22 protein-coding genes and 3 pseudogenes are annotated in these 22,545 nt (G+C 36.5%); 8 read left to right on the top strand and 17 right to left on the bottom strand.

What is annotated here, in order from left to right; translation table 11 throughout:
* Positions 1-33: 33 nt before the first annotated feature.
* Positions 34-729 (bottom strand): RraA family protein, encoded by a 696-nt coding sequence (locus ACZ5R4_RS18200; RefSeq protein ID WP_464367758.1) that lies wholly within the window; start codon positions 727-729, stop codon positions 34-36.
* A 653-nt stretch (positions 730-1,382) separates the two neighbouring features.
* Between ACZ5R4_RS18200 and ACZ5R4_RS18195 the strand changes: the two are divergent.
* Positions 1,383-2,288: pseudogene (locus ACZ5R4_RS18195) on the top strand (endo-1,4-beta-xylanase); the annotation flags it as partial.
* A gap of 36 nt (positions 2,289-2,324) precedes the next feature.
* Positions 2,325-2,750 (top strand): annotated as a pseudogene (locus ACZ5R4_RS18190) (glycoside hydrolase family 5 protein); the annotation flags it as partial.
* Positions 2,751-2,833: 83 nt separating this feature from the next.
* On the opposite strand, the pseudogene ACZ5R4_RS18185 reads toward ACZ5R4_RS18190, so the two are convergent.
* Positions 2,834-3,037, bottom strand: a pseudogene (locus tag ACZ5R4_RS18185) (IS3 family transposase); the annotation flags it as partial.
* A 735-nt stretch (positions 3,038-3,772) separates the two neighbouring features.
* Positions 3,773-5,200: a DHA2 family efflux MFS transporter permease subunit gene (locus ACZ5R4_RS18180; protein ID WP_054861622.1), complete on the bottom strand. Its 1,428-nt coding sequence runs from the start codon at positions 5,198-5,200 to the stop codon at positions 3,773-3,775.
* Positions 5,201-5,481: 281 nt separating this feature from the next.
* Between ACZ5R4_RS18180 and ACZ5R4_RS18175 the strand changes: the two genes are divergently transcribed.
* Complete coding sequence (locus ACZ5R4_RS18175) at positions 5,482-6,066, top strand: TetR/AcrR family transcriptional regulator C-terminal domain-containing protein (protein ID WP_054861620.1); 585 nt, start codon at positions 5,482-5,484, stop codon at positions 6,064-6,066.
* 410 nt (positions 6,067-6,476) lie between these two features.
* Here ACZ5R4_RS18175 and ACZ5R4_RS18170 read toward each other — a convergent pair whose 3' ends face one another.
* The 3 genes from ACZ5R4_RS18170 to ACZ5R4_RS18160 form a co-directional block, all read right to left on the bottom strand.
* Positions 6,477-6,662 (bottom strand): hypothetical protein, encoded by a 186-nt coding sequence (locus tag ACZ5R4_RS18170; protein ID WP_464367757.1) that lies wholly within the window; start codon positions 6,660-6,662, stop codon positions 6,477-6,479.
* Between the two features lie 83 nt (positions 6,663-6,745).
* The gene (locus tag ACZ5R4_RS18165) at positions 6,746-8,284 is read right to left on the bottom strand and encodes a BCCT family transporter (protein ID WP_109985184.1); all 1,539 of its coding nucleotides are present in this window, start codon (positions 8,282-8,284) and stop codon (positions 6,746-6,748) included.
* An 821-nt stretch (positions 8,285-9,105) separates the two neighbouring features.
* Positions 9,106-10,167 (bottom strand): tellurite resistance/C4-dicarboxylate transporter family protein, encoded by a 1,062-nt coding sequence (locus ACZ5R4_RS18160; RefSeq protein ID WP_245902361.1) that lies wholly within the window; start codon positions 10,165-10,167, stop codon positions 9,106-9,108.
* Positions 10,168-10,332: 165 nt separating this feature from the next.
* On the opposite strand from ACZ5R4_RS18160, the gene ACZ5R4_RS18155 reads away from it, so the two are divergent.
* The 3 genes from ACZ5R4_RS18155 to ACZ5R4_RS18145 all read left to right on the top strand — a co-directional run bounded on the left by ACZ5R4_RS18155 (position 10,333) and on the right by ACZ5R4_RS18145 (position 11,077).
* Positions 10,333-10,569, top strand: coding sequence for a hypothetical protein (locus tag ACZ5R4_RS18155; RefSeq protein ID WP_347836711.1), 237 nt, complete (start codon positions 10,333-10,335; stop codon positions 10,567-10,569).
* A 90-nt stretch (positions 10,570-10,659) separates the two neighbouring features.
* Positions 10,660-10,902 (top strand): DNA alkylation repair protein, encoded by a 243-nt coding sequence (locus ACZ5R4_RS18150; RefSeq protein WP_109985185.1) that lies wholly within the window; start codon positions 10,660-10,662, stop codon positions 10,900-10,902.
* Between the two features lie 22 nt (positions 10,903-10,924).
* On the top strand, positions 10,925-11,077 hold the full coding sequence (locus tag ACZ5R4_RS18145) for a small acid-soluble spore protein P (RefSeq protein ID WP_054861617.1): 153 nt from the start codon (positions 10,925-10,927) through the stop codon (positions 11,075-11,077).
* A 193-nt stretch (positions 11,078-11,270) separates the two neighbouring features.
* Here the strand turns inward: ACZ5R4_RS18145 and ACZ5R4_RS18140 are convergent, their stop codons facing one another.
* The 11 genes from ACZ5R4_RS18140 to ACZ5R4_RS18090 form a co-directional block, all read right to left on the bottom strand.
* Positions 11,271-11,426: a hypothetical protein gene (locus tag ACZ5R4_RS18140; protein WP_347836725.1), complete on the bottom strand. Its 156-nt coding sequence runs from the start codon at positions 11,424-11,426 to the stop codon at positions 11,271-11,273.
* Between the two features lie 129 nt (positions 11,427-11,555).
* Positions 11,556-11,723, bottom strand: coding sequence for a hypothetical protein (locus ACZ5R4_RS18135; RefSeq protein ID WP_464367756.1), 168 nt, complete (start codon positions 11,721-11,723; stop codon positions 11,556-11,558).
* A gap of 109 nt (positions 11,724-11,832) precedes the next feature.
* Complete coding sequence (locus tag ACZ5R4_RS18130) at positions 11,833-12,117, bottom strand: hypothetical protein (RefSeq protein WP_054788347.1); 285 nt, start codon at positions 12,115-12,117, stop codon at positions 11,833-11,835.
* Positions 12,118-12,401: 284 nt separating this feature from the next.
* Entirely contained in the window at positions 12,402-12,659 is a 258-nt protein-coding gene (locus ACZ5R4_RS18125; protein ID WP_054861614.1) for a hypothetical protein, read from the bottom strand.
* 141 nt (positions 12,660-12,800) lie between these two features.
* On the bottom strand, positions 12,801-13,220 hold the full coding sequence (locus ACZ5R4_RS18120; protein ID WP_054861613.1) for an NUDIX domain-containing protein: 420 nt from the start codon (positions 13,218-13,220) through the stop codon (positions 12,801-12,803).
* A gap of 291 nt (positions 13,221-13,511) precedes the next feature.
* A complete protein-coding gene (locus tag ACZ5R4_RS18115; RefSeq protein ID WP_464367755.1) occupies positions 13,512-14,441 on the bottom strand; it encodes a prenyltransferase in 930 nt (309 codons plus the stop codon).
* A 745-nt stretch (positions 14,442-15,186) separates the two neighbouring features.
* Entirely contained in the window at positions 15,187-15,348 is a 162-nt protein-coding gene (locus ACZ5R4_RS18110; RefSeq protein ID WP_277679832.1) for a hypothetical protein, read from the bottom strand.
* Positions 15,349-15,465: 117 nt separating this feature from the next.
* Positions 15,466-16,224 carry a class I SAM-dependent methyltransferase gene (locus ACZ5R4_RS18105; protein ID WP_109985187.1) on the bottom strand — a complete coding sequence of 253 codons (759 nt, stop codon included), beginning with the start codon at positions 16,222-16,224 and terminating at the stop codon, positions 15,466-15,468.
* 166 nt (positions 16,225-16,390) lie between these two features.
* The gene (locus ACZ5R4_RS18100; RefSeq protein WP_464367754.1) at positions 16,391-17,641 is read right to left on the bottom strand and encodes an aminopeptidase; all 1,251 of its coding nucleotides are present in this window, start codon (positions 17,639-17,641) and stop codon (positions 16,391-16,393) included.
* Positions 17,642-18,078: 437 nt separating this feature from the next.
* Positions 18,079-18,426: a hypothetical protein gene (locus ACZ5R4_RS18095; protein ID WP_054861610.1), complete on the bottom strand. Its 348-nt coding sequence runs from the start codon at positions 18,424-18,426 to the stop codon at positions 18,079-18,081.
* A complete protein-coding gene (locus ACZ5R4_RS18090; RefSeq protein ID WP_054788350.1) occupies positions 18,416-18,655 on the bottom strand; it encodes a helix-turn-helix transcriptional regulator in 240 nt (79 codons plus the stop codon). The genes ACZ5R4_RS18095 and ACZ5R4_RS18090 overlap by 11 nt, the downstream gene beginning before the upstream one ends.
* A 629-nt stretch (positions 18,656-19,284) precedes the next feature.
* Here ACZ5R4_RS18090 and ACZ5R4_RS18085 point away from each other — a divergent pair.
* Both ACZ5R4_RS18085 and ACZ5R4_RS18080 read left to right on the top strand, forming a co-directional pair.
* Positions 19,285-20,793, top strand: coding sequence for a solute symporter family protein (locus tag ACZ5R4_RS18085; RefSeq protein ID WP_464367753.1), 1,509 nt, complete (start codon positions 19,285-19,287; stop codon positions 20,791-20,793).
* Positions 20,786-22,525, top strand: a complete 1,740-nt coding sequence (locus ACZ5R4_RS18080; protein ID WP_464367752.1) for a LytS/YhcK type 5TM receptor domain-containing protein — start codon at positions 20,786-20,788, stop codon at positions 22,523-22,525. The genes ACZ5R4_RS18085 and ACZ5R4_RS18080 overlap by 8 nt, the downstream gene beginning before the upstream one ends.
* The last annotated feature ends 20 nt before the right edge of the window (positions 22,526-22,545 follow it).

The raw sequence follows: 22,545 nt of genomic DNA, 5'->3' as shown, positions 1-22,545 counted from the left end.
TTCACCTCTTTTGCCTACTACTAATATTGCGGATTATTGAACCGTATCGTCTAATTCCCAGCCAAGTTTCTCATACAACTTTTTACGTCCTGCTTTATCCCCGGTTAATTCCTGATGAGCATATTTGGCAACTTCCTTGGCATATTTACTTGGTACCACTACTACCCCATCCCCATCTGCTACGATGACATCATTAGGATAAACAGCTACACCACCAATAGCGACGGGAACATCTTTCTCATAATAACGGATTCGCGTCTGGTCCATTCCTTGCGAGACAAACCTTGACCATACGGGAATCCTTTGCATGATTACTTCATCGGTATCACGGATCCCTCCACCATTTGTAAGGTAACCTACTACCCCTTTATGGAGATGGTCTAAGGTATTATTGGAACCTAATATCCCTACATCTGTTCCAGCTACATCCATGACGATGAAATCCCCTTCTTCGATATCATTTGCCCACTCATCTGTACAAACTTCACTGTAATACCATTTCACCCACTTCGTATATTCGTCCCCCGTCACGTTTGGGACAGGCCCTTCAAAAGGTAAATAACGGGCAGTCCTAGCTATCCCTACTACTTTTGTACGGAATAGTGGACGAATATGATGATCTACGGTGCCATAACCATGTAGCCCTATCCAGTCCATCCCATCACGTACGTCGGTTACTCGTAAGTCTTTGTACAAATCTAGTATTTCTTCACGATTAAATTTACTCATTTCCCATCGCTCCTTTTTCAATTTATCGTTTTCCAAAAACCTTTTCCATTTACGTTTGCTACATCATTTTCGATATTTGAGAGCAAGTATGATAAGACTTTTCCTTTACTCTAAGCTGTTTATTAGATCATGTGTCTTGGAAATCGATTTCTAAACAGAGATAAAAACATAATTAAAAAGGTTATATTCCCATTTATATTGATTGATTTTTAATTAATTCCACTTTTCTATAAAATTTTAAAAAAACACTGAAAGTTATAGAAGTTATCGTTTTTTAATTGATAGTGTTAAAAATAGGATAATCGTATAGATAGAGCTTTACGTTTGTTGATTGGGATATGCTATATGCCTATCTAAACTTGCAAGTAATATATAAATATAAACGCTGGTACAATCTTTGCAATTAAAGACCCTAATTAATTTCGTTATCTTACTCCCCTCTCAAATCCCTATATTTTTCAAAGTTAAACCTAAACAAATTAAAGTATAATCTGGCAATAATTGTGCTATGATGTGACCAAAGGTAATGGAAGGAGATGGTAAATACAAACCATTTAATGTAAGCGTTTCATTTATGGGTTTGATAGATTAACGATGAACAGGAGGTTTTTATAATGAAAAAATTATCGAAGGTTAGCATTATAGTAATTCTCATGTTTTCAGCTTTTTCCTTAAGTTTTACGAAAGAAGTTTCGGCAGGGATAGCAGATGAAAAGTTTCTTGGGAATATTATCAGTCATTATGTGCCATCTGACTTTGGTGTTTATTGGGATCAGGTAACACCCGAGAACTCAACTAAATGGGGAAGTGTGGAATCAACGAGAGATAATATGAACTGGACGAATGCGGACACAAGCTACAATTTTGCCAAAAGTAATGGTTACCCATTTAAATTTCACACATTAGTTTGGGGGAGCCAGGAGCCGAGTTGGGTTAGTGGCTTATCTACTTTCGAGCAAAGGGCAGAATTACTAGAGTGGATTCAAGCATCTGCCCAAAGATATGGTGATGCAGAATATATTGATGTCGTTAATGAGCCTTTACATGCCCCTCCTTCTTATAAAAATGCCATTGGTGGCGATGGAGCAACTGGATGGGATTGGGTTATATGGTCTTTTGAACAAGCAAGACAAGCCTTTCCTAATGCAGAATTACATTTAAACGATTATGGTATCATTAGCGATCCGAATGCTGCTGCCCAATATATAGAAATTGTTAATCTGTTAAACGAAAGAGGTTTAATCGATGGAATTGGTATTCAATCACACCATTTTAATATGAATAACGTCAGTGTCACTACAATGAACCAAGTATTAGATATGCTTGCTGCTACGGGTGTCCCAATCTATGTGTCTGAATTGGATATGAGCGGTGACGACCAAACACAATTAGCTAGATACCAGGAAAAATTCCCCGTCCTTTGGGAGCATCCAGCTGTTAAAGGAGTGACATTATGGGGGTACAAAGAAGGGGAAACATGGGCACAGGATACGCATCTAATCACGAGTTCAGGCGAGGAACGGCCAGCTCTTCAATGGCTAAAGCAATATTTTAGCTCATCAGGAGAAACTGGTGCGTACGCTAATTTCGAATCGGGTTTAGATGGTTGGAGTGGCACGAATTTAAACGCTGGCCCGTGGTCGACTGATGCATGGAGCTCTAAGGATTTGCGTTCATTACAGGGTGATATTAATATGTCTAGCGGGGATCAACATTATTTATCGAAAAAAGGACATTTCTCCTTTGCTGGTAATGAGCTAAGAGCCACTGTAAAAGGCGCTTCTTGGGGTAACTATGGTAATGGACTTGGCGTGAAATTATTTGTTAAGCATGGAGAAAATTATGACTGGAAAGCAAGTGATTGGCAAACAATCCGTGCAGGGGGAGAAATTAATCTAAGTTTAAATTTATCAGGAGTCCATAAATCAGATATTCGTGAATACGGTGTGCAGTTTATTGACGGCAGTAATTCATCAGGAGTGACAGCTGTTTATGTAGATAATGTTTATTTGTCTAATTAAGGTACTTGGAATGAACCGACTTTTCTCGCACAAAAACAGCTACTAATCTGAAGTGACTCCATAAAGTTAAACAAGTTATTTTTTTAGACAGCTTGCGAGGTCTGAACCCGGTATTGAACTGAGCTCAGGCCTTTAAGTTTTGCATTGATACGTTTGTTGTTTTAGTAATCGATATACTTTGCTAATTCTTTCTTAGAATGTTCTACACTTTCGAATTCGTTTAGATAAAGAAATTCTGATCTCATAATGCCAAAGAAGTTTTCCATGACTGCATTATAGTAACAGCTTTACGTGGGATTCTGCGAGCCTCAAGAGTCCTTTCACCAAAAATTCATGCCCTAGTTCATAGACTACTTGCGCTTTATTGGTGATTTTTCCTTGTTTTGAACTAAGGCATTCACCATACGCACAAACTCTTCAGTTGGTGCTTATTTTTTGTTGCTTTTTTATTTTCCATGGGTGGACGCCCTTTTTTTTGACTTTAAGGCGTCTATATCCGTGATATTCAAATTGCTTCACCCACATTCGAACGATTTAATGAATCGCCCCTAATGATGTTGAAATATCTCGCACACTTTCCCTGCCACTTTGATAAAGTAATACAGCGTTCATTTTTTGTTCTGATGTAAATTTAGTCACAAAATAATCCACCTCTAATTGCTGGTTATGTCTAACAATTGGGGTACAGTTCACTTTTCATACATTTGCAAGTATAGAGGGTCTAAAACAATTAGTAACTCTTTTTGAGGAAAACAACTGGATAAAAAATCATGGAATTGCAACTAGTCTTCAAAAAAAGTTAAACCATAAACAGTTAAAATCTTTCATTCATGCAGTAAAAGCACAAAGAGGAAAACAAATTGGTGAAGAGGCTGCTGATTACCTTCACAGAGATGCAAATGAATTAATGGAATAATTCGTGCCTCATAGTGGATTAGATGCAAAAAAGCAAAAATAGAGTAGTAGCACCTTAGCTACTGCTCTATTCGTTCATTGTGATTCAAGATGATGAAGATCTCTTCTCATTCTTCTGGTTTTGAATTTTTTTTTGTAGTTTGCATGCTTTCTTCTGGTGCTTGTGTTACGCGTTTAATAAAGAACGAGAGCACAAGACTGATGAATGCAAAGAATAACATGGTAAAGTATGCGTCATTAATACCTTGAATAGATGCTTCCATTATCAAATCTTCATCTGTTCCGGTGGCACCATTTGTCATCATTTCTTGGAGGTGATCCTTCGTTCTGCTTGTCATAATTGTAACAATTAGTGATGTACCGATTGCTCCTGCTACTTGACGGGTTGTATTTGATATTGCTGTTCCGTGAGCGTGTAAACTGTTCGGTAATTGATTTAAACCTGCCGTTTGAAGAGGCATCAGGAATAGTGCCATACCTAATCGACGGCCGGCATACATTAAAATCAATACGGTGTAGCTTATCGAATCTGTCAAATTAGTAAAGGTATAAGTCGTAAGCAAGATGATGATTAATCCGATAATCGCGAGCCACTTCACTCCAAATCGATCAAACAGCTTTCCAACCATAGGACTTAATAAACCCATTAATAGAGCACCAGGTAACATTAACAAACCTGATTCAAAAGCAGTAAAGCCCCTTGCGTTTTGTAAATACAGTGGTAATAAAATCATATCTGCATACATGACAAACGTTACAGTACAGTTAATAATAGTCGTTAAGGAAAACATATTATAACGGAAAGCTCGCAGGTCAAGAAAAGGATCATTTGATTTAAGCTGCCTCCAACTAAATATCCAGATGGTGCTAAAGCCGACAAAGAGCGATATTACAACTTCCCAATGCCCCCAGCCAATATTACCTGCCTCACTAAATCCGTATAAAATACCGCCAAACCCAATAGTAGACAACACGAGACTGATAAAATCCATTTTGCTGGTTGTAGTTTCCGATACATTCTTCAAAAAGATCGACGCGCAAATAATAATGATAAAAACAAATGGAATCATTCCATAAAATAAAACGCGCCAAGAGAAATTATCTAATATATATCCGGCTAATGTTGGGCCAACAGCAGGCGCAAAAATAATTGCCAGTCCAACTGTTCCCATTGCTGTTCCTCGTTTTTCTGGTGGAAATAATGATAATACGACATTCATTAATAATGGCATCATGATACCTGTTGATGCGGCTTGGATCAGTCTACCAATAAGTAATACGGCAAATGTTGGTGCAATTGCCGATACAATTGTCCCTGCTAGGAAAATTATCATGGCCGCTAAATATAATTGTCTTGTTGAGAAGCGTTTCATTAAGAATCCGGTGACTGGGATTAATACACCGTTGACTAGCATATAGCCAGTAGTTAGCCATTGTCCAGTAGACGCTTCTATATTGAATGCTTCCATCAGTGGTGGAAGTGCAACTGTCATAGTGGTTTGATTAAATAATGCAAAAAAAGAGCCTAGAATCATAATGGATAAAATCGACCATTTTTTCACATTATCACCAGTGTTATCGCTAGATGTCAATCTTGTTCATCCTTTCTGTAACCGTCATTGTCTATAAAACTACTTAATTTACAAACTGTTGTCTAAATACAAGCACAAGGAATATTATAAGGGTTATCGTACTAGCATTCAACAAACAATAATTTATAAAGTGTAAATTAGTTTACAAAGTAGCTAATAGTGTAGCAAAATAGAAACAAATACTACATTAAATAATTAAATGTAAATAGTCTGGAGAAAAAAGAATGGTAAATAAAAAGGAGAAGATCGACCCACGTATCCTTCGTACAAGAAAGCTGCTACGAGATGCCTTTATCGAGTTGCTGTTAGAAATGGATATCAAAAAAATTTCAGTTAACAGATTGGCAGAAAAAGCAACCATTAATCGCGTTACCTTTTATTTGCATTACAAGGATATTACCGATATGATGGACAAGATGGCGGATGATATGGTAGAAGATATTTCAAATGTAATTGAAGAGGCAAGAGTCAATCGGACATCCAATCAGCCTACAGGTGAAGTATTGGCCAAATGTCTGGAATACATTGCAGCTAATGCTAACTTTTATAAAGTCGTTCTGACAACAAGGGGAGTTCCATTATTTAAAGATCGTCTCATGCAACTTTTGGTGGAGAAGATCATGTCAGGAATAGAAAATAGAGGCAGTGAATCTTTTGGTGAGAAAGCAGGTATCCAAAAAGAAATTTTAATCTGGTATGATTCTTCGGCGTTGATAGGTACTATCGTTGCATGGCTAAAAAACGACATGCCCTATAGTCCAAATTATTTAGCACAGCAGTTCGCTTTAATTCATAACCGGCATAAATGAAGCTAGCACATAAAATGATTGAAACGCTTTTCGGGTTTAATTATTTCGTATTGAACATTAATCCGTATTCAAAATAGAAAATTATACTACTTATATCTCATGAAGGTGGATATCATCTACTAAAACTATAGCTACAAAAACTTTGACAATGGGGCTTTCACTTAATACGTTAAAAACACACAAAATTTAGCATTTTAGAATTAAAAACAAAAAGACAGGGAAAACCTGTCTTTTCACTTTGCTAATAACATTTTGTAACTTGTGTATATAAAACCTGACAGATGTATGATAACCTAACACCCTAGAGTTTAGATACATACTTGGCACACCAGCAACTACTTCTGCTTGGAGATAGTGGCTGTTTTTAGCAGTTAAGCTAATGCTAGCTTAAAGTAGAATCATTAGACTTTCTAGCTTTTAATTAATCCATACTCTTCTTCCGAATTAACCAGGTTATGATAAATATTTTTCCTTGAAATTAACTCATGATGTTCCCCTTCTTCCACTACTAATCCTTTTTCTATCACAAATATATGGTCCGCATTTTTTATCGTTGACAGCCTATGTGCAATGATAATTGTTGATTTACCCCACATATATTTTAACGCCTTACTTTAGAGCCATAAAATCACCCCCGGAAGTTAGATTTTTCACTCTAACTTTCGGAGGCAGTTTCTCATTATTTTTTTCCAATAATATTTTGCTCTTTTGCCATTTTCTTCGCTATCCTTGGTGCATCCCATAGTGATGGGAGAAGAAGTAATGAAACTGGCGCTGCTGTTACAACAATAAAGTTTTGCAACATATCGACCGTTTCTTCGCCAATCGCTAATAAGGAAACAGCAACAACTCCAAACATTAGTGCCCAAAAGACGCGAATTAAACGACTAGGCTCATCGGTACCACTTAAAGTCACCGCAACAGTATAGGACATTGAATCGGCCGTTGTCGCAACAAAAATAATCGATACAATGATAAAACCAATCGCCAGTACGATGCCAAATGGGATTTGATTCATGATTGCCATCACAGTTGCCGGCATACCACTTTCATTTAGTGCAGTTGAAACAGAACCAGGGTTTTCCATTTCATAAAAAATACCTGAACCACCAACTACAGTGAACCAAAAATTACTAACAATCGGAGCAATAATGGATACTGCGATAATCAATTCTCTTATTGTTCTTCCTCGAGATATCCTGCTGATAAAAATAGCCATCATTGGACCATAGCCGATAAACCAACCCCAGAAAAAAATCGTCCATGACCCTAGCCAAGCCTGATCTACCCGATATAAGCTCATAGTCAAAAAGTTTTGCAGATAAAAGGCTTCCGAACCGATAAATAGATCGATAATAAATAAGGTTGGTCCGAGAATTAACATAGCAAACATTAAAACAACAACCAAACTAACATTTACTCGGCTTAGCCATTGGATACCACGCTCAATACCAGTTGCCGCCGAAATCGAAGCAATCACAGCTAAAAAAATAATGATCAAAGACTGTGTGATAAAAGTATTTGGAATACCCCATACCGCCTCCAATCCATAACCAACTTGAAGCCCAAGGAAACCGATTGGTCCTATTGTTCCAGCTGCTGTTGCTATAATGGAGACAATGTCAGCCGAAGAGCCAATAAAACTATTTTTAAATATTCTCTTACCAAACATTGGGTATAAAAAGGTGCGCGGCTTAAGTGGATAGCCTTTGTGATAATGGGCATACATAAGCACAATCGTCGCTAAAGTACCCAAGCTTGCCCATGCTGTGAAGCCCCAGTGTAGGTAACTTTGTGCCATTGCAGGAAATGAAGCTACCATTGTTCCTTCTTCAATACCTGTAAATAGCGGTGGCGTAGTCAAAAAGTGAAACATTGGTCCAGCCGCGGCCCAAAAGACTCCCCCACTAGCTAAAAGTGTACACAAAATCATAGCAATCCAACGAAAATTGCTATTCTCCGGTTTCTCCATTTTGCCAAGCCGTACTCTTCCATAATTGCTAAAAGCTAGTATCAATCCAATGACAAACATCACGAGCAGTAACACTTGCCAATAGGCACCAAAATACTTTGCTGCAAAAAAGAAGGATTCACTGATCCACTGCCCCACTAATTTTTCATTTAAAATGGAAGCGATGACGAATAGAACAAGCAGTCCTCCACTTACAATTAAGGTTATCCAATCCAATCTTTTTTTCTTCCTAGTATGGTCATCCATTCTTTTCCTCCTATAATAAATCCACCACATAACTTTTTATGTCATTTATTATTCGTGTCCTTTATCCATAAACTTATTAATTCAAAAAAGTTAAAGATAAATTTATATGTATTTAAACACAGACAATAAATTATAGATTAGTGAGGAAAATAAGTCAAAAACATACTGCCAAACTGCCTCGATAATATAATAAGTTCTACAAAAAAGCGTTAATCCTTCCTGAATTAACGTTACCCGATAGCAAAACCTTCCCCCACCCCTTGGATAGGCATAATGAAGGAATTAAAGGGCAATAGATCCGTTGAGGCATGGGAGGGATAGTCTCCAAGGACGGCGTGGAGAATGCGTGCAGTATATTTTGGAGATAAATGGAGAGTTTTTAAAGGCTCCTCTATTCCCACATGCCTTCATGTAGCCTTTATTATCAATATTCATTCCATCCATCGGTCATTGTTCTTAGAAGTGGTTTGAAATCCTGCGAATAAGCGAGCATTTGTGATTAAATAGAAGCTAACTGAGGGAGTTTTAAGTGAATTCCTTCACTTTCTAATGGTATTAGCTATAATAAAAAATTACTTATCCCAATAAAAATGATAGTGAGAGTACTGGTCAAAGCCTATGGATTTATAAAAGGATCATTATTATGAGTGAGAAGTATCATTAGTATCATCCATATGGATACCTGAAGAAGTCTTTACAGAGTATACAAACGCATGCTCTATGGAAGAACATGCGTCTCAAGAAAGGCTCTTTTATTAATATTTTTTAGAGGATCAGGTAACCACAGCGCACATTGCGTTCTTTTCGTCGTGTGTTGCCTATTATACTCTCTCCCCACTAATTGATTTAAAATCAACCTTAGAATTTTTATAAAGGTGGTACAAAAGACTAATGAATACATAAGTCCAAGCAATGATTGCTATATACACCATAAACCTAGGAATCACCATTAATATTGGTAAATTTATGGCTTTGGATAGTTGCAATGTACTAGTTGTATACATGGCAATTGGGAAAACCATTCCCCATAATTGTGGTTCATAAGAAAGTGGATAGCGATTATATAAATGTCTCCATATCATCAGTATAAACAATAATGGTATCCACCATGTTCCTGTAATCCAAAAGAATAGTGTAAAGCCTTTTAAAAAAGGGGTAATTTCAACCAGCAAAGACCATTTTTCTGCATGAAGAATTAGTGTAGAACCAGCTAATGTAGTAATTGCAACTGCCCCCATGTTAATCCAATACGGTGGTGTAAGTGCTGCGAATTCCAATTTTAAAAAAGTGAACCTGTAAAAAATAAGCGTAATAATATTTAAATAGAGCATACAGCCAAGGAAATACATGCATAATGTCAAAAATAATACAATGACTTGACCATTTTCCATAGATGGTGTTAGAAGCGTACCGAGTATGGAAATGGATTGTGTTGCAACAGCTGCGATCAACCAAGCCCCATTTATCCCCTCCGTAATGGAAGGCTTATCCTTTCTAATGGTGACAGCTGTAAAGAATGTATACATAATAAATAACCATAGTATTATGGCAAGTCCCCATAAATAAATAGCAATAGCAAATTGTTCAGCAATTATGATTAGTTGACTTCCAAATACACAAGTCCCAGCAACAAAAGTAAAAAAACCAGGTCCGAGAGTGTGGCTAGTTATGTCGGCCAGTACCCTTGGAAAAAAGAATATTATCCGGAAAATAGTGAGCACCCATAAAGTAATATAGGCGAACACATTCATGTATAACAGGATAGTGGAAAATAAAACCATATCAAGGAGATAGGCACCGATAGACAATGCACCCGTAGCCATTACAAGTGCAAAATAGCCAGGGAAAAAATTTTTTAAATTGTACTTTACTAAACGTAACACATACTCACTCCCGATTGTTGAAGCTACTTAATTAGTTTCCATTTAATTTTTACTTTTGGTCTCTCTTTAATCAATAGCCATACATCTAAAAGGAAAACAGAGATAATAAATGATAGTATTGCCTTGTTCATACTACTGCTCAGATTGCCCACAGGAGGCTTATTTATGGTTAATGCCATGAAAAATTCAATAATAGCATACAGAAAAAAAGACATCATTATAAGTAACAGGCTTAGGTTAAGGGCTTTCAAATCAACTCCACCTCCACTATTTATTAAAACAATTATAAACAAAAAGATGGATATTTACTGTGATTGTCATCACTTAACATCCTATATTGAGAGAGTTTATAACAATTTTACTCTTACTGTTCAAGCCTTATACCTTTCATCAAAAAAGTGAAGGCCTCTGTATAATTTAGCAGAAATTAGAGAAAATAAAAGGAAAGTATCTGTCAAACTATCACTAATTATACAAATGGAGGTGTTTTACTTGAATCAGCCTTACCAGTGCCCTAAATGTAAAACAAACCGTTCTCGTTTTAATGTAATCGAACAAGTAGCCAAACCAGTGAAATTAAACGCAGCTACTGGAGAAGTGATTAATAATTACGAGCAGGAAACGTTAGAGGCTTTTCATGTCGCGTACAACGGTCCTAACAGGAGAATACAATGCGGTATATGTGGCTTAATTGAAGATGAAAACACCTTTATTAAGCATGCCCAAACACGATAAATAAATCATGGAGGATGAAAATATGACCAAAAATCGTAAAGGACCGAAACAACAGGAACAACCTGATTTACCTAAAAGTGCTCAACAGCCCTATGGTGAACCATTAGCAGGATCACATAAAGTAAAAAATAAAAATCATACCCGTCAAAAAAATGATGCATCACATGATATGTGAGAATTCTGGAGTAGGAATTATTCAACACAATTTATCATCAAAAGTACTTTACTTCCTGATATTCAAAAACCCTCAAAATTTCTTGACTATAAACGGTTTTAGAGGGTTTGCCTTATTATTCTACTATGTTTAAAACGTGTATTGCTCATTCAACATAAGAACCCTTTTACTAAGTTACACCTCATAAGGTGCTTCAATACCTAATAATTTCAACCCTTCTTTTAATACAATTTATGAACGGAATGTACAAGAGACTTGATTGTTTTTGCTCATGATCTTCTAAAATACGAACGGAGCCATAATAATATTTATTAAACGCCTTGGAAAGTTCAAGTACATATTTTGCTATTTGTGTGGGTCATTCCCTTTAAATGCTCGTTCAATAATATCTGGAAAAGCAATTAAATTCGTTATAATGGACCAAGTTTTCCATCAACTATATCTATCTCTCCATTACTTTCCTGATAATTCCCTTTCCTTAATAGGGATGATGCTCGTGCATGACATATGGATCTGTTTCTCCTTCAAATCTCAACATATCTTCCAATGAGAATTCAATATCATTTAAACGATAGTTCTTTAAATCATGGAATATAACAGCACCAACCCCAACCTGTTGAGCCATCATCGCTTTTGACTCAAGCATAAGTTCTACAAAAATAGCATTAATCCTTCTTGAATTAACGCCCCCGTTAGTTATACATAAAAACTTATACATTAATTGCATATTATATAAATAATGTGACAATAAGGAATTATTTCTTACCTTTTAGTTCTAAAAGTATAGGTGCTATATTTAGTAAGATAGAAACAATTGTCAAAAACCATAATGCCCTTTCCATACCAGGTACTACATCTGATAAAGCTGCCCAATCTTCCACTTTTACCCACCGAGATACAAGACTGTATTCTGCACAAAGAGTTAATGCTGTAAATGATAATCCCATCGCCATAGCAAGCTTATAATCCTTTCCTGCTTTATACATATAAAGATTTATAAAAGTTGCTACTATAGCAATCACCCCTAATATTACCCACATAACGATACCTCCATATAGTTTTATTTATGTCCTGTAATAATACTAATGTGCTTCATCTCAATTTTTTGCATTACTTTTTTATTGGACACTTAATACGGCTAATCTTATCTCACAGTAAATGCTCAATCCTTTTGTAATTGCTTATTGAACAAATCTGTTTCGTTACTTTAATAACTCCATGCTAACATAATATTCCAAGAGACAACATAGAATTTAAATAAGAAGGCAATCATTTTAACTGATTGCCTTCTAAACTTTTCCCCCCTTTGTTAATAGTTTTATATTTATTTTGATAAGATATCACCTTTTTTATAAATCTTATATCCTGCTAGTATACCTACCAAAATCAATAAAATAGCGAATAGGTTTATAACAGTGAAATTAACTATATAGTCACTTCGAGAATAGCTACCTGCCATTGCAGCCTGAAAAGCAATCCGTCCCATCATAGGAAATACCTCATCCAAAATATTTGTTATAAACAATATACAAATTCCTATAACAGCTATTAGATTGCAAAAGAAAAAAAGAATTTTATTCATCTTAACTTCCCCCTACCATTTTTATTTCTCTAAATTTAACTAATTCTTGTTGAACTCTACTGCTCGCTCGTACAATAAAGCGACTTCCTTATTAAACAATCATACCCGTTAAGGCAGTAAGAAACGTTTCTATTAGCTCGTCTAATTGAATATAAGGTTTAAATAATCTCCATGTCCTCTTATGAGTTCAATTTCATTTTCAGAAGAAATCCAAAAGTAATGAAATGTTAAACCTTCTTCTTTGTCTCCACCAGTAGGTTTATAATCCCATTTATCTTCGACAACGTTTACAGTTAGCTTATAAAAAAATCGATTATGTATCGCACCATCATCATTCTCCCAAAAGTCTTCAGTGATTAAATCTACAACCTTAAAATTCCTTAGTCCCGTTTCCTCTTTCATTTCCCTAATAACTGCATTTTTTGTATCCTCATTAGGCTTAACTGTTCCTTTAGGCACCTGTATGCCTGCTTCGGTGATTGGATGTTGAAAAACTAGTACCTGTGTTTTCCCATCTTTTATTCTTGTTACATAACCATAAGCCTTTTTAATTGGATTCATCCATATTTCCTTTCTATCTCTAAATATTTTTAATTAATTTTATTAACAACCCTTCTCATTTCCAAAAAAATACGCAGCAACAGACACCTTATTGTGTCACTCGCACGCTTTACATCTAAATCACCATTTTAATATTAAACCCCTGCCATATTGGGGAAATTGTAACTCTTAATCGTAACTTCATTTTTATACCAGTCAGCACTCGCTCAGCAGGAGGACGAATAGAATGCATTTCAGCCCGAAGGACCCCAACTTGTGACGCTAACACCGACCGATGGAAGTCTCACTTTATTATACAAAAATACCTAACCATATTGCGATAGCAAGAGCGAGGCAAAGCAGCCGCTTCTCAACTGCTGTTAATTCCTCTACATTCTCTCCATTTACTCTTAAGACAATCCTGATTGCATAAACTAAGATAATACCAACACCTATTGCGGCAATCGGACGTGTACAAGCAATCCAGATGAATAGCAATCCTACAATCATGAAGTAAAGTAAAACAGGAAATTTGGCTCCTTTAGTTCCCATACGTTCTACTGCCCATACGACAGACGTTCGTTTCATTGGTTTTGCTTTTTGGTCTGCATGTCTGTCAGGAATATGATGAAACATGACCCATGCCATGCACCAAACGGCATTAACGAGCGCATTTTGCCATGCCCAAACTGGTATAGATTCTAGCATTATCCATGGCAAGGCAATGGCTATCGCTAGCATGGTAGGAAATAAGCTGAACCATTCTCCTATAAAAGGAATATAAGCAAATTGAAATGGCTTCAAAGAATACGACACTGCACCCCATATACCAACTAAGGTTAAAATGGCGAATTCTAGATAACCGAATATAGTAAAGAGAAAAGCCATTAAAATTAAGAAAACACTCATCATTGCACCAAGCTGTTTTAGCATGGTGATCGTCATTGTATTCGTTTGGATCACTCTACTTCCACCAGAAAGTATACCTGGACTATATTGATCTGTTCCCGATTGATGGTCCGCTATATCATTTAACACATGCGTTAATACACCATGGATCAAAATAGCACCTACCAAAAGCACAGAGGTGGTTCCCAATAAGGTTAACCACGAAATTTGATAATAGAAAATCAATGGCAGGAGCGTAGATAGGATCGTTGCTACACTGGAGAATACAACGGCAACTAGACGTAATAACATACCAATTCCTTTTAGACTAAATGCTGATTGGGCTGGAATCATGGCAGACATCCTTTTTATTTTTAATTATGGGGTACAGACAATACTTTAACGAAAATATTCGAACAAATATCTATATAACCAAAATTCTTAATAACTTCATCTATGCGAGTAACGTGTTGCTTTAATAATGCACTATGCATACCTTTATTTCTAATAATCGGTAAAGTTTGTCGAAAAGAACTTTGTTAAGTTTTTAGAATTAAGTTAACATTAAAAATTGGGAATTTTATCTATCCAACTAGCAGAACGAACCTGCAAGAATAGGAGCTTTGTTTATAAAAGGCTACAGCTATCTTACCTGCTACGACAGAAAAAGACCGCCACAATTGACGACCTTCTTGTTATACATTTGCACCCTTTATTTTTTAAGAAGGTATTCCTAACATTTTTGATACAGAAGAGAGGATAAATCCAATACCTATAATGAAAATAATCAATCTTACTAAATAAGGTAATTTACCAAAATGCGGAGGAAAAAATGAAATAATACCAACTACTAAAAACAAAATCCCTATAAACAAATTTACTATAATTTCCAACTCTATCACCTACAATTTGACTTTTTCTAAATTAAAAAAGATGGTACAAATGAAGTAGTAAATCATAATTGTTACTTTTTAAGCTTGTTTCAAAAGCATTTCCGTGTTCAAAAGAAGGATTGAATTAGTAACGCTATTCTTCTTACTATGAAAATCAATACCCAATATGCATCCCCCTCTCCTACTCCGTTATATTCAACGAGCATCTACTTATAACGTTCATCTAATAATTGTATTATCTTTTGGTTCTGTTTCACTTGAGTTTCACTATTTGATTTGATTTTGTAAATCCATATCAATAACAAAACTACCGCAACAGGTAAACCGATATATACAAACAAAATCCAAATAAATGCTAAACCCTCCATTATAATCCCCCTTTTTTTGTTTGTATCTTCCCTTTTACGCCGGTAATTAGATAAATTACCACTTTCCATTCTAATTTCATTGACCAGATAAGGTACAGCTTATATTGCCGACCTCGTTTATCTCTTTTTCAATTTAAAAACAATAAAATCAGGACATCTAAAATCCTCTTCGAATGTTGGATATTTATTTAACATCTCTTCACTTGGCTTGGGCTCAACTAATCCTTCTAATGTAAAACCCGCTTTGAGGAAGGCATTCACGTAACTGGTTAGGGTTCGGTGGAATAATAGGATTTTTTCCTGTCCTCCCATCCTTTGTTCATAGGCACCTTCATAGAAATATTGATCTACATTCCAGTGCAATTTTTCGCCGTCATCTTTTTTCTCCCATCCACTAACTGGAGTAATAAAACAGGGATGTAAAATCGAGAAAATAAAACTGCCATTGTTTAGTAATAAACGATACATTTCTTTGAAAACCTTTTCATAATTAGCAAGGTCTTGTATGACCATATTCGAAACAATTAGATCAAAGCTCTCGTTTTCTAAAAAATTTAAATCCTCACAATTCCCATGTCTATAATCAATTGATAAATTAGGAGAAGTTCGTTTCCTAGCAATTTCTATCATCTTTTTTGAATAATCAACTGCTGTAACATGAGCCCCAGATTTGGCTAAAATTCTACTAAAATATCCTTCTCCACAGCCAGCATCTAAAATCTTTTTGTCGCTTTCTTTGCCAATCAGTGATAACAATGTTGGATTTAGAAAAACCTCCTTATGAAGGTCTCCTTGTTCTGCATGACTCTCAGAATATGTATCGGCATACCTATCCCACCTCTCAATAGCTTCCTCCGTACCGATAGATTTTTTCATTTTCCACCCAACCCCTTTATTTGTAACTCTCATTCTTAAAACTTTATCATTTTCACAGGTTTAAGTACATTCTTTAAAGGAATTTTGCACAGTATATTTTCACAATAACTAACACCAGATATAATCCAATTGAAATCAGCAGTCCCTTTTTTTAAGTTAAAAAGATTTAGAATTGAAAATCCCCATTCTTCATTAGCAGGACTTCAGTTCCATCTCCTTCTATCCCCACCACTTTCATATCTTCGGTACCAAAGGTCACATTGACTAACAAAAGTGAAGTATTGAGACCCGCTGCCTTCAACTCTTCCTCAGATTGGCTAATGCCATTTTGAATATTGGAAGGAGAGGCATTTCCGATTCCAATATGACAGGACGTATTTTCATCAAACAAGGTATTGTAAAAAAGAGTATCTGTCTGAGCAAGAGGTGATTGATTAGAGACTAGGGCAATTTCACCTAGATAACGTGAACCCTCGTCTGTTTCGATTAGCTGTTGTAATACTTCCTGTCCCTTTGCGGCATAATAGTCGGTAATCCGTCCCTCTTGAAAGGTGAAATAAAAATCATCAATGACCCTTCCCCCATAGATAAGAGGTTTAGTACCTACCAGTTTACCGTTTACCTTATTTTTATGGGGAGCAGTAAATATTTCTTCCGTAGGTATGTTTGGAAAGAAAAGTATTCCATTTTTATCTATGACACCTCCACCGAGATAAAGGTGATTTTTCGGTAGACCGATTAATAAATTCGTTCCACGGCTATTTGTAAAATGTAGTGCTTCCAATCGGCTCTCGTTTAAGAATTTTTTTCGGGACTCAAAGGCCCTATTGTGACTCTCCCAATCATTTATAGGATTTTCCCCATCTGCTCGAGATCCTTTTAAAATTAACTTCCATAATGATTGGACAGCTTCTTCTTTACTTAGGTCGGGAAACACTTTAGTTGCCCATGCAGCGTACGGGACAGCTAGAAGGCACCAACGTATCTCGTGGGATCTAATTTTCGCATAATAATCACTCAATTTGGTACGAGAAGCTTTTTGGAAACGACTTATCCTTTCTGCGGGAACCTCCTTAAAGACATCTAAGTTTTCAGAAATAATATGGATGTAAGCAGCACCTGCATCGTCCCATTCCTTAAAACGGGCAGCCTTCCAATCAGGAAAGTGATCGATGGCACTATCAGCTGCATGTAAGTAGAATTCTTTGGTTGATTGTTCATCTGTCCAATCGATAAACACATCGGAAGCTCCTGACTCATAGGCAACAGTTTGGATTAGACGTGCAAACGTAGCATTTTGTATATCACTATGAATAATCAATAATTGATTTTTTTGCAGATTTACACCAGCTCGTACAGCAAGTTCTGCATATTTTTTTAACTGTACTTCACTTATAAATTCATATATTTCTTTCATTATTTAGTATCTCCTCTGTGATGTTTTTGTATAATTTTAAACAGAACTCTAGCCTACTTAAACTTCACCTATACTATCCCTTAGCATTATCTTTTTACCATTTTAACATAATATCCCAATACGCTTTTAATTTTAGACAAAAAAAAAGACGATCATTAAAAGATCGTCATGGGTGTAGAGCAAGGTTTGTATCTTAGACGTATCACTATTTCTTACTTAGATAGTACTGAAATAAACGTATTTAAAGCTAAACGGTTATTTAACATACTTGAACAAAGTATTCTTCTCTCCCAAAACCCTTCTAATGTTGAGACTTCTGTGATTCCCCATTTTATTTTCAATCAGAATTTTGAGTGTACCTGAGTTATTCATTTGCGCTATGGAGCCATGTCTCGTCTGTCTTTGTTTCACTTCATCTCCTCGTAGAAGAGCTACAATTAGAAAAAATCCTTTTTGTACCGAACAGCTAAGTAGATTGCTGAGGCAAGGAATGCAAAGGAATATTTAAATAAGAAGAAAATTTGCCACATATATTCTTTTGGGAAAATCACATCACACAAAACAATTACACATAAGATTAGGAGGGCACTTTTTAATTTTATTTGATCTGTTCTCTCATCAGCTTTACCCATTTTTTTCTGTAATACGTAGGATAGAATTCCCGCGACAAATAGCAACACAAAACCGCTAACAATGAGAATATTCCAATTTCCTTGCGATTGTTCCGCCCAAGACTTTAACGGGTTAAACATTGCGTTAGAGATATCCGAGATATTAATTATCATTTTGATCATTTCCTTTCACATAAGTAAAAATATCGTTTATATCGACTTTAAAATATTCAGCAATTCGATAGGCTAACAGCAGAGTCGGAACATAATTTCCTTTCTCCATGACAAAGATGGTTTGTTTGGAAACCCCGACTTTCTCTGCCAACTCTTGCTGAGACATTCTGGCAAGTACACGATATTCATAAACCCTATTTGATATCGAATCGCCAAAATCTTTCTTCATGAACATCACCTCTTGTCTCAAATTATAAAATATTTCATTATAAAAGTAAAGTATACTTATACAAAAGATTATTCTACTTTATCTTTAAAAAGAAAAAAGCAGATCAGACGCATATTTCGGAAGGGGAATTTTAATTTTCTATAATTATAAAAATGTACAAAATGGTGATCCTTGCAGGTATGTTCCTAAATGTTTAGACAGATATATCAAATACTTTATTCTACAGAAAGAGGCCTCTTTTCTCTATGAACATCCTTTCATGCATGTCTTTTTACACAAAATATTTTTCACTCTCATTTTTCCAATATTGACCCAATTATAAAAACTCCTATATAATAACCTTACATTTAGTCTCATTAGGAGTGATCGCCATTCAACAGTTAATCAAACAGAAAGTGTTGATCTTACTTATAATCTCCATTCTATTAATTAGTTTCTATATTTTTTTCCCACTTCTATTATCAAGCATGTTGTCCAAGCAGCATTCGATGTACCTGCCCCTTGCCTGGGGGTATGTTTTTTCCATATTTGTTTTGACGTGGAGCATTGGGCTGTTTTATACGTATTACATGAAAGCAGTTGACCGCAAATCCTTAAGTGAACAAGCTAAGGATTAGGAGCGTCTAATTATGAATGTTACCTACCTTGTATTCTTTGCGATTATCTTAATTGGAACATTAGTTATTACACATTGGGCGGCGGCGCGTAGCCGGACTACCCACCAATTCTATGTGGTCTCCGGTAGTTTAACAGGTTTTCAAAATGGTCTAGCAATTGCAGGGGATTACATTAGTTCAGCATCTTTTCTTGGAATTACAGGATTAATTGCCTTTTATGGATATGATGGTTTTTTATATGCAACGGGTTTTCTCATTTCGTATGTGGTGTTGCTTCTTTGGGTGGCAGAGCCTGTTCAGCGTCTTGGAACCTACTCAGTTGCAGATGTAGTGTATGAACGGTTTCCGAAGCGGGGGATTCGGGTAATGGTCGCGATTAGCAGTATTCTCATTTCCATTTTATATATGATTCCACAGCTTGTCGCATCAGGTCTTCTCGTTCGATTATTGTTAGGTGTTGATTATACAGCCTCTGTTTGGATCATCGGTATATTAATGACTTTATACGTCGTTTCAGGCGGGATGGTTGCGACTTCTTGGGTACAGATCATTAAAACAGTGCTGCTTATGGGTGGCACATTACTTGTCGTACTGATCTTACTCTCATGGGTGAATTGGAATATTCCACAGTTGATTCATGATGCCAAAACTCAAAGCCCTCACGGTGAGTCGTTCTTTTATCCTGGGCATTTATTTGATCATTCGATGGAAAAAGCATCCCTTACCTTGTCATTAATTCTAGGTACATCAGGCTTACCTCATATTTTGCTTCGATTTTTAACCGTAAAAAATGCGAAGGAAGCTCGTATGTCCGCCATGTCAGCCACTTGGGGGATTGGGCTATTCTATTTAATGGCCCTTGTGTTAGGAGTTGGAACCATTGCGATTGTAGGATGGGATTCCTTAGTCAGTTCTGATCCTAGTGGAAATCTAGCGGCACTTTTACTTGCAGAAGTGGTGGGTGGTGACTTTTTAGTAGCATTTGTGATGGCTGTTGCTTTTGCCACGATTATTGCAGTAGTGACGGGACTTATTTTTGCTGCGACATCAGCTTTTTCTTATGATCTTTATCATCACATTTGGAAACGAGAACAGACAGGTGTGAAAGAATTATTACTAGTTGCTCGTAGTGGCGCTGTCGCCATTGGGCTCATTTCTATTATTCTATCGATTGAGATGGAGGGTGTGAATGTTGCTTTTTTAGTCTCTATGACGTTTGCAATTGCGGCATCTAGTATGTTCCCACTACTTATTCTAACGTTTTATTGGAAGCGCTTCAATATAATAGGGGCATATTCAACATTATTAACAGGCTTTGTTGCTGCTATCCTGTTTATTTTCCTCGGTACTGAAGGTGCGGGTATTTTGCCATTAAGTAACCCTGCGATTTTTTCCGTTCCCTTAGGCTTTTTAGGAGGACTTATAGGAACATTATGGGCGAAACAAAAGCCAAGCTACAATGATGAATCCTTTATGTTACGTGTGCATATTGACAAGCAGGAGGTTCCACCACATGATTGAGTTGATGGTGATATTACTTGAACGTATTGGACTTCTATTATTAGTTGCGTTTATGTTAACCCAAATTCCAGGATTCCGGTCATTGTTGGATCGGGACATAGCTTGGGACACCGTATTTTATCATGCCCTTATTTTTGGTCTTATGGGCATCTTAGGTGCACACACAGGAGTCATTATGGATCAGGAATCATTAGTCATCGAATCATGGAAGCTAACGGTGGATAATCATGAAATTTTAATAAGTTCTGGAATGGTTATCGTGATGATTGCAGGGCTTCTTGGTGGTCCTTATGTGGGTCTTGGGTCTGGATTAATAGTCAGTTTATATATGGTTTATATTGGCGGAGGTGCGTGGTTTGCTAATAGTCTGATCAATCCATTTGCCGGGTTGATTACGGGATGGACGGGTCAGTTTTTTTCAGATGAAAGGGTCATAGCTCCTGTAAAGGCGTTATTTATTGGGATGTTCCCGCCTGTATTGTACATGGGCATGATCTTAATGTTTATCCCAGATCAAGAGGCAGGAATTAGAATTGTCAATCATATTGGAATTCCGCTCGTCCTTACAAATGCAATTGCCCTTGCGATTATTACGATGATGATTCGTTCTGCTTTAAAAGAAATGGAACGTGAAGCGGCGCTCGAGACAAACCGGGCGCTATCCATTGCGGAGAAAACTCTTCCACATTTAAAGGATGCGACACTAGACAGTAATGCCAAAGCGATGGCTGATTTACTGTATGAAGAGTTAGATGCTGCGGCAATTGCTATTGCGGATCAACATAAGGTGCTAAGTTTTGTTGGGGAAGGACAGGATCATCACCAAGTTGGAGATCCAATCAAGATGCAGTTGTCACAAGTAGCGTTAAATACAGGAGAAATTCAGGTAGCGTATAATCAAAGTGAACTTCAGTGTTTGCATGAATCATGTCCACTTCAGACGGCCATTATGATACCCCTTTATCGCTCAAGAGAAGTTATTGGCTTAATTAATTTGTATTTTAAACACTCCCAACAAATCCGAGCTGTTGAAGTGGAATTGGCAAAAGGACTTGGAACCATCATTTCTAATCAGCTGAGCGGGTTTGAAGCAGAGAGAATGAAAGAACTATTAAAAGAGACTGAAATTAGAAATCTCCAGGCGCAAATTAATCCACATTTTTTATTTAACACATTTAACTTAATCCATTCGTTAATGAGGGTTGATTATGAGGAAGCTCGTCGCATTCTAGTTCGGTTTAGTCAATATATGAGAGCTAATCTAAATATCGCAAGTAAATCACTTATTCCGTTAACAGAGGAAATGAATCATGTCGATGCCTATTTGGATATTGTGAAGGCTCGCTTTCCTGATCGTCTAAAAATCTATCGAAAAATTGATGACAGCATTATAGATGTTCTCATACCTTCTGCAACCTTACAGCCACTAGTCGAAAACTGTATAGAGCACGGGTTAAAAAATGTGACATATACAGGTGTTATCAACATTCATATTGGACAAAGCTTGGAAGGAATAACGATGGAGGTTTCCGATAATGGGGTTGGCTTTCCTGAATCATTACTCACAACAATCGGGAAGAAGCCTTATTCAAATCGAACTGGAAATGGTACTGCTTTATATAACGTGAACGAACGACTTAAAGGCTTACTTGGAGACGAGGCACAGCTAATGTTCCGTAATTTAAAACAAGGTAGTTCGGTGTCATTTACCATTCCGATTGAGGAATACTAAACGATTAGAAAGGAGCGTGA

Source organism: Gracilibacillus sp. JCM 18860, assembly GCF_055395245.1.
This window is presented reverse-complemented; position numbering and strand designations above follow the sequence as displayed.

Bases quoted from the DNA above. Each gene is read 5' to 3' on its own strand.
- ACZ5R4_RS18200 (WP_464367758.1), bottom strand. From the start codon at position 729: ATGAGTAAATTTAATCGTGAAGAAATACTAGATTTGTACAAAGACTTA.
- ACZ5R4_RS18180 (WP_054861622.1), bottom strand. From the start codon at position 5,200: ATGATTCTAGGCTCTTTTTTTGCATTATTTAATCAAACCACTATGACA.
- ACZ5R4_RS18175 (WP_054861620.1), top strand. From the start codon at position 5,482: ATGGTAAATAAAAAGGAGAAGATCGACCCACGTATCCTTCGTACAAGA.
- ACZ5R4_RS18170 (WP_464367757.1), bottom strand. From the start codon at position 6,662: ATGTGGGGTAAATCAACAATTATCATTGCACATAGGCTGTCAACGATA.
- ACZ5R4_RS18165 (WP_109985184.1), bottom strand. From the start codon at position 8,284: ATGGATGACCATACTAGGAAGAAAAAAAGATTGGATTGGATAACCTTA.
- ACZ5R4_RS18155 (WP_347836711.1), top strand. From the start codon at position 10,333: ATGGTTAATGCCATGAAAAATTCAATAATAGCATACAGAAAAAAAGAC.
- ACZ5R4_RS18145 (WP_054861617.1), top strand. From the start codon at position 10,925: ATGACCAAAAATCGTAAAGGACCGAAACAACAGGAACAACCTGATTTA.
- ACZ5R4_RS18135 (WP_464367756.1), bottom strand. From the start codon at position 11,723: ATGCTTGAGTCAAAAGCGATGATGGCTCAACAGGTTGGGGTTGGTGCT.
- ACZ5R4_RS18130 (WP_054788347.1), bottom strand. From the start codon at position 12,117: ATGTGGGTAATATTAGGGGTGATTGCTATAGTAGCAACTTTTATAAAT.
- ACZ5R4_RS18125 (WP_054861614.1), bottom strand. From the start codon at position 12,659: ATGAATAAAATTCTTTTTTTCTTTTGCAATCTAATAGCTGTTATAGGA.
- ACZ5R4_RS18120 (WP_054861613.1), bottom strand. From the start codon at position 13,220: ATGAATCCAATTAAAAAGGCTTATGGTTATGTAACAAGAATAAAAGAT.
- ACZ5R4_RS18115 (WP_464367755.1), bottom strand. From the start codon at position 14,441: ATGATTCCAGCCCAATCAGCATTTAGTCTAAAAGGAATTGGTATGTTA.
- ACZ5R4_RS18110 (WP_277679832.1), bottom strand. From the start codon at position 15,348: ATGGAGGGTTTAGCATTTATTTGGATTTTGTTTGTATATATCGGTTTA.
- ACZ5R4_RS18105 (WP_109985187.1), bottom strand. From the start codon at position 16,224: ATGAAAAAATCTATCGGTACGGAGGAAGCTATTGAGAGGTGGGATAGG.
- ACZ5R4_RS18100 (WP_464367754.1), bottom strand. From the start codon at position 17,641: ATGAAAGAAATATATGAATTTATAAGTGAAGTACAGTTAAAAAAATAT.
- ACZ5R4_RS18095 (WP_054861610.1), bottom strand. From the start codon at position 18,426: ATGATAATTAATATCTCGGATATCTCTAACGCAATGTTTAACCCGTTA.
- ACZ5R4_RS18090 (WP_054788350.1), bottom strand. From the start codon at position 18,655: ATGAAGAAAGATTTTGGCGATTCGATATCAAATAGGGTTTATGAATAT.
- ACZ5R4_RS18085 (WP_464367753.1), top strand. From the start codon at position 19,285: ATGAATGTTACCTACCTTGTATTCTTTGCGATTATCTTAATTGGAACA.
- ACZ5R4_RS18080 (WP_464367752.1), top strand. From the start codon at position 20,786: ATGATTGAGTTGATGGTGATATTACTTGAACGTATTGGACTTCTATTA.